The 6246-nt window shown below is 37.1% G+C and carries 5 protein-coding genes; 2 read left to right on the top strand and 3 right to left on the bottom strand.

The genetic code is table 11. The features are described 5' to 3' along the window. Positions 1–246 (bottom strand): RNA-binding S4 domain-containing protein, encoded by a 246-nt coding sequence (locus BKH41_RS08500; RefSeq protein ID WP_095299014.1) that lies wholly within the window; start codon positions 244–246, stop codon positions 1–3. A gap of 129 nt (positions 247–375) precedes the next feature. Between BKH41_RS08500 and BKH41_RS08505 the strand changes: the two genes are divergently transcribed. Then, on the top strand, positions 376–900 hold the full coding sequence (locus BKH41_RS08505; protein ID WP_095299016.1) for a hypothetical protein: 525 nt from the start codon (positions 376–378) through the stop codon (positions 898–900). 16 nt (positions 901–916) lie between these two features. Here BKH41_RS08505 and BKH41_RS08510 read toward each other — a convergent pair whose 3' ends face one another. Both BKH41_RS08510 and carB read right to left on the bottom strand, forming a co-directional pair. Next, complete coding sequence (locus BKH41_RS08510; protein WP_095299018.1) at positions 917–1357, bottom strand: Sua5 YciO YrdC YwlC family protein; 441 nt, start codon at positions 1355–1357, stop codon at positions 917–919. Next, positions 1354–4644, bottom strand: coding sequence for a carbamoyl-phosphate synthase large subunit (carB, locus tag BKH41_RS08515; RefSeq protein WP_095299020.1), 3291 nt, complete (start codon positions 4642–4644; stop codon positions 1354–1356). The genes BKH41_RS08510 and carB overlap by 4 nt, the downstream gene beginning before the upstream one ends. Positions 4645–5129: 485 nt before the next feature. On the opposite strand from carB, the gene BKH41_RS08520 reads away from it, so the two are divergent. Beyond that, the coding region (locus tag BKH41_RS08520; protein WP_143428724.1) for a hypothetical protein at positions 5130–6246 on the top strand (1117 nt) is incomplete at its 3' end.

The following is a 6246-nucleotide window of genomic DNA, read 5'->3' on the forward strand; positions in this document are numbered from 1 at the left end:
TCAGATTTCTATGGCATATCTCTGGCTTTGAGATTTTGGAATGCTTTTAAGAATGGGAATTTCAAGGACTCTGTATCGCTTCGTACCATTTAGATACTTCAGTTCGATAACATCTCCGATTTTTACGTTTCGACTTGATTTTACAACACTCCCATTCACAAACACAACGCCACTCTCACACATATCTTGAGCCAAAGAACGCTTTTTGACAATATTTGCAGTATTGATGAATTTATCGACTCTCATAGTAAGACTATAGCCCAAAAATGCTTAAGAAAAAGATGTATCAAACACGAAGACAATGAATTTTAGTTGCTCTTCAAGATAAAACGATATGATTTTGTCGCACCAATCTCTTAGAAAATAAGGCAACAAATGAAATATGCCATTACTCTTATAGTGGGTTTTTTGCTTGCATCTTGTGCTATTTATAGCGTAAAAACACCCGATCCTGCCATAGTAAGTATCTGCGTAGAGCATCAAGGCATTTCTGTTCTAACCTTTTGGAGAAAACTCAACGCAGATGGTACGAAAGGACAAAGATTTTCAGTCGGAGGAAATTCACGATTGAAGCTGATAATGAATACAGGCTTTAAAAAAGCCTATACAGAAACACTCAAGCTTGATGCAGGGACTTATTATTTAGATTCCTACCAAATAGACTTGGGAAACTCCCAATTCCTCATCAGCCAAGATGGAGCCTTTAATGAACGAAACGGATGGGATGATAAAAATTCCAAACCTCTTTATGTCTCTTTTGAGGTCAAACCCAATCAGCATTTAACACTGCCTCCAATCAATATCGAATTAAAAAAGGTCGGTGAAAAATATCTAGGAAAATTTCATTTTGAAGACAAGGATAATATTTATACCATAGGATCTTTAGCAAACCAATTTTAACGTTCAAAATCAGAATTTATCTTATTCTGATTATTTTTGATTGATTGATTTTAAAAATCTTAGACGGATTGCCGCAAAAAATACCTCTAGAATCCAAAACAACCACTTCACACATCTCAAAAGCCTTTTGATAATCAAAAGGACGTCCAGTTTTATTCGCAGAAGTTGAATACATCTGAGTGAATTTTTTTAAAAATCCCAAATGAACCTCGTCTTTAATAACGCGAAAAGCTTGCTTATCAGGAAAAATAAACGTGCTTTTATGCGATCTGCGAACGCGATTTTTAAAGCGTTGCGGAACTCTCACAGAGTTTTTTAACACACTCAAAGAATCGACTTCAATCAAAACTCGCTGGTGTGGTGATCTTTCTTTGATTACATTGAGCTTTTTAAAATCTGCGCTCAAAAGCCCCGCTGTGGTATCAGTTTGAGCAAGATAAATGAGATTTTGATTCATAGACGCAAATAGTCTTGCAAAGCAAGTGCTTGATTCACGTTTTCTTCCCGCATTTCTTTTAGTGCCTGAGCTGCTGCTTCTGCACCTGCTAAGGTTGTGAAGTAAGAAATTTGATTTTTAAGCACTTGAGTGCGTATGAGTTTGGCATCTTCTTTATTGGATTTATTATCGCTTGTATTGATTGCCATTGCAATTTCTCCATTTGCCATCAAATCTTGAATATTGGGGCGACCTTCTGAAATTTTGAGAACCTTAGTTGAGGGAATTCCTTTGGCTTCTAAGGCATAATGAGTGCCTTCTGTGGCACAAATACTAAAGCCTAAATCAATAAATTTTTTTACCATCTCACAAGCTTCTGATTTGTCTTGATCACTAAATGAAACAAATATTTTTCCCGATTTTGGCAAAGCATTTTTACACGCAATTTGACTCTTAGCAAAGCTCAAACCAAATTTTTTACTGATCCCCATTACCTCTCCGGTGCTTTTCATTTCAGGACCTAGCAACAAATCAGCTCCATAAAGCTTATTAAAAGGAAATACAGATTCTTTCAAGGTTACATAATCCATTTTTTTAGGTTTATAAATTCCGCGTTCAAAACACACGAATTTAAAATGGTCGTAATACTCTAAACATTCTTTTAAATTTCCTTGCCACATTACCCTTGTAGCGACTTTAGCTAGTGGAACTCCTGTAGCTTTACTTACAAAGGGAACGGTTCGACTTGCGCGCGGATTGACTTCGATAAGATAAAGCTCATTTTTATAAATCGCATACTGCACATTCATCAAACCTACAACGCCTAATTTAAGAGCGATCTTAGCTGTAGTGTCTTCAATCTCTGCAAGCAATTCTTCAGAAATATTGATCGTAGGCAACGAACTTGCAGAATCACCTGAGTGAATGCCAGCTTCTTCAATATGCTGCATAATCCCACCGATATACACATCTGTCCCATCACAAATTGCATCGACATCTAATTCAATGGCTCGATCTAAAAACTTATCGATCAAAACAGGTGAATCTTCACTTACTTTTACAGCCTCTTCCATATAAAGACGCAAATCTTCATTATTATACACAATCCTCATTGCCCGCCCCCCCAATACATAACTGGGACGCACAAGCACAGGAAAACCTATTCTATCAGCAATCAAATACGCCTCTTCTTTTGCAAAGGCAACCCCGTTTTCAGGCTGTCTGAGATCGTTTTCTTTCACAAAACTCGAAAATTTTTCCCTATCTTCAGCAATATCGATGACTTTTGCACTCGTACCAATGATTTTAGCCCCGATTTTCGTGAGGTTCTTAGAAAGTTTTAAAGGCGTTTGCCCGCCAAAATGTACGATAATTCCATCAGGCTTCTCTCTTTCTACAGCCATACGAACGTGCTCAAAATCAATCGGCTCAAAATAAAGTACATCACTAGTATCATAATCAGTGCTTACGGTTTCAGGATTGCAGTTATACATAATGCTTTTGACATTCATATCATCTAAAGCAAAGCTTGCGTGCACACAACAATAATCAAACTCAATCCCTTGACCGATACGATTAGGTCCTCCACCAATAATCATTACTTTTGGATGGGATTTTTCAGAAACTTCTTTAATCTCTTGATTGAATGTTGCAAAATGTTCTTTCAAGAATCCATCAGGCAGTGTCGTCGAATAAAGATAAGGCGTGAGCGAAGGAAATTCTGCAGCACAAGTATCGACCTCTTCATAAACTGCCTTAACCCCCATTTGAACCCTTGCTTGATAGACTTCAATCTCACTCATATCCATTTTTTCATTTTTATTAATCAATTTAGCAATCATTTTATCGCTAAAACCCATTGATTTTATCTGACGCATACTTTTTGGGTTGTGTAAAATTTCTGAAATAATCAAAGATTCAGCTTGCACAATCTCAAAAATCCTATTTAAAAACCATTTATCGATATTGCTTAGCTCATAAACATCTTGAACGCTTAAGCCCTGACGAAACCCATCAGCAATATAAAGCAATCGATTACAATTAGGGCGACGGATTTCCTTGCGGATAAATTCGATATCTGAACTCACACTCTCAAAACCACAAAGTCCTATTTCCAAGCTACAAAGAGCTTTTTGAACAGACTCACAAAAATTCCCGCCAATCGCCATCACTTCCCCAATACTTTTCATTGAAGTGCTAAGTGTTGTATCAGCTTGAGGAAACTTTTCAAATGTCCATCTTGGAATCTTTGTCACGATATAATCAATACTTGGCTCAAAGCTTGCAGGCGTGTGCGTGATATCATTTTTTATTTCATCAAGCGTATGCCCGACTGCTAAAAGTGTGGCGACTTTAGCAATTGGATATCCTGTAGCCTTAGAAGCCAAAGCTGAACTTCGGCTCACACGCGGGTTCATTTCAATCACAATCATTCTCCCTGTCTTTGGATTGATGGCAAACTGCACATTACTCCCGCCTGTATCCACGCCAATTTCACGTAAAATCGCAAAACTCGCATCGCGCATTCTTTGATATTCCTTATCAGTCAAAGTCAAAGCCGGTGCAATTGTAATGCTATCTCCAGTATGAACCCCCATCGGATCAAAATTTTCAATCGAACAAACGATGATGCAATTATCCGCACGATCCCTAATGACTTCCATTTCATATTCTTTCCAGCCCAAAAGAGATTCTTCAATCAAGATTTCCCTAATCGGTGAAGCTTCCAACCCATTTTGAGCCAAAATCTTAAATTCCTCAATATTATAAGCAACCCCACTCCCTCCGCCTGCAAGCGTATAGCTCGCTCGGATAATCAGGGGAAAACCAATCTCTTTAGCCGCTTCCAACGCTTCATTTTCATTATATGCATAAGCACTTTTGGGCAAATCCATACCGATTTTTAACATCGCTTCTTTAAACGCCTTTCTGTCTTCGCCTTTTTTGATAGCATCAGGTTTTGCACCCAAAAATTCAATGCCTTGAAGCATTCCTTTTTCATACATACTCATCGCAATGTTTAAGGCCGTCTGTCCCCCCATAGTGGGCAATATGGCATCAACCTTTTCTTTAGCAATGATATCAGCTACGATTTCTTCAGTAATCGGCTCAATATAAGTCCGATCAGCAAATTCAGGATCAGTCATAATCGTGGCAGGATTAGAATTAATAAGAACAACACGATAGCCCAAAGATTTTAATGTCTTAGCCGCTTGAGTACCTGAATAATCAAACTCACAAGCCTGACCAATCACAATCGGCCCTGATCCTATCAATAAGATGGTTTTTATATCTTCCCTTTTTGGCATCATTTTTCCCCGAAATATTTTTTCAATTTTAGTCTAAAAAGTCTAATTTATTCCATAAAATCCCTTCTGTTTTTAAAATTTTTGTTTGCTTATTTTAGGAGGACAAGAGATAAAGAAATTTTTATATCACTGAAGAAGTTTTGAAACCTCTATTCTTTGAGGGATAGAGATATCACATTAAATAAGAATATAAACCTTTTGTGTTTGAATGATAGAGCTTCTTGCACACGCCCTTAATATTAAGGGAGATATTGACGACCATAGTTTTATGTTATAATTTTTGTGTTCAAGTTGGCAACTTGCAACGCAAAAAAATGAGCCTTGCATATAATAGGAACCCGATCTTTTTTAAAGGTCGGGTTTTTTTTTGGTTTTTTTGGGACAGGGGCGGGACATTATATAAAAATAACCTAATGAATGCCGATATAAAAATATATTTTCTATACTTTTAAAATATAACAATCTGTAACAAAAAGAAAAAATTTTTGAAACTAAAACTTAAAAAAATTTATTTTATTGTCCTATTGATTGCAATCCCGACATTCTCTTATTCTGTTGCAGGCACTTTTATACCCTTAAAATCCGATTATGTTTCAGATGCCGTGATTGATGAAAACTATACCCTTCAACCAAGCGATGTAAGTCCAACAAATTTTACAGGCATTTTATTTCAAGGCTTTGACACAATGAATATCAATCCAAATGCCACCCTCACAGTTAATGTAAAAACACAAGGAAATTATTTGGGTTACTCTGGTGCTATTTTTCGCGGTCAAAACGGAAGTACTTACACAGTCAATGGCGGGAATCTTGTTTTTAATATTGATCAAATCCAAAAACAAGGGCTTGGGATTGAGGGATTGATTATGACTCAAGCAAAATATTATGGAAAAAATGCAAATTTTGATTTTAATACGAATTTTTATCTTAAAGCAAGCCCAAATGTCTATATCCAACGAGGGGTTTTTACCTCAAACGGAGACAATGGAGGGTATTTTAAATTTACCAAAAATGTATCTATCGATGTATCTCAAATGCAACCTTCAGACGGATGGGGACTCCGCAACAACGGCAAAGGCTATCGAATGATTTTTAGCCTTGAGGGAAGTGGCGCAGTTTATCTCAATTATGATGAGGCGACAGGAAAGACCCTTGACCCCAACAATATTATCCAACTCAAAGGTGATCTTTCTGCTGAAAGCACCTCCAAAGGCAATATCAATATCAACTTGGACAATTCCCAAAGCTATTTTCAAGGCAGAATATCAATCGCAGCAGGTTCAAAATCAAATATTGAGCTTTATTTAAATCACGGAGGCAAATGGATTTTAAATGCAAATTCTCAAATCACCACACTCGATGCAAATAACGAAACATTTGTTGTGAATAATCAATATGGCAACATCGACAAACTAGCCGTTATAGATTTTACACAAGTCGCTGATGATGGCATTTCACATCGCCTCACTTCCACAGATCCCTTCTCTCCCCGCACCCTCAAAGTGAGTACCATCAATGGAGAAAATGGTGTCTTTCGTCTGATGTCTGATTTATCTTTAGGAAAAACAGATACCATTACAGCAGGCAATGTCAATGGCTTAG

Origin of the sequence: Helicobacter sp. 12S02232-10, assembly GCF_002272895.1 — a bacterium.
Taxonomy (GTDB): domain Bacteria; phylum Campylobacterota; class Campylobacteria; order Campylobacterales; family Helicobacteraceae; genus Helicobacter_J.

Coding starts and splice junctions, on each gene's coding strand:
- BKH41_RS08505 (WP_095299016.1), top strand. CDS start 376: ATGAAATATGCCATTACTCTTATAGTGGGTTTTTTGCTTGCATCTTGT.
- carB (WP_095299020.1), bottom strand. CDS start 4,644: ATGCCAAAAAGGGAAGATATAAAAACCATCTTATTGATAGGATCAGGG.
- BKH41_RS08510 (WP_095299018.1), bottom strand. CDS start 1,357: ATGAATCAAAATCTCATTTATCTTGCTCAAACTGATACCACAGCGGGG.
- BKH41_RS08500 (WP_095299014.1), bottom strand. CDS start 246: ATGAGAGTCGATAAATTCATCAATACTGCAAATATTGTCAAAAAGCGT.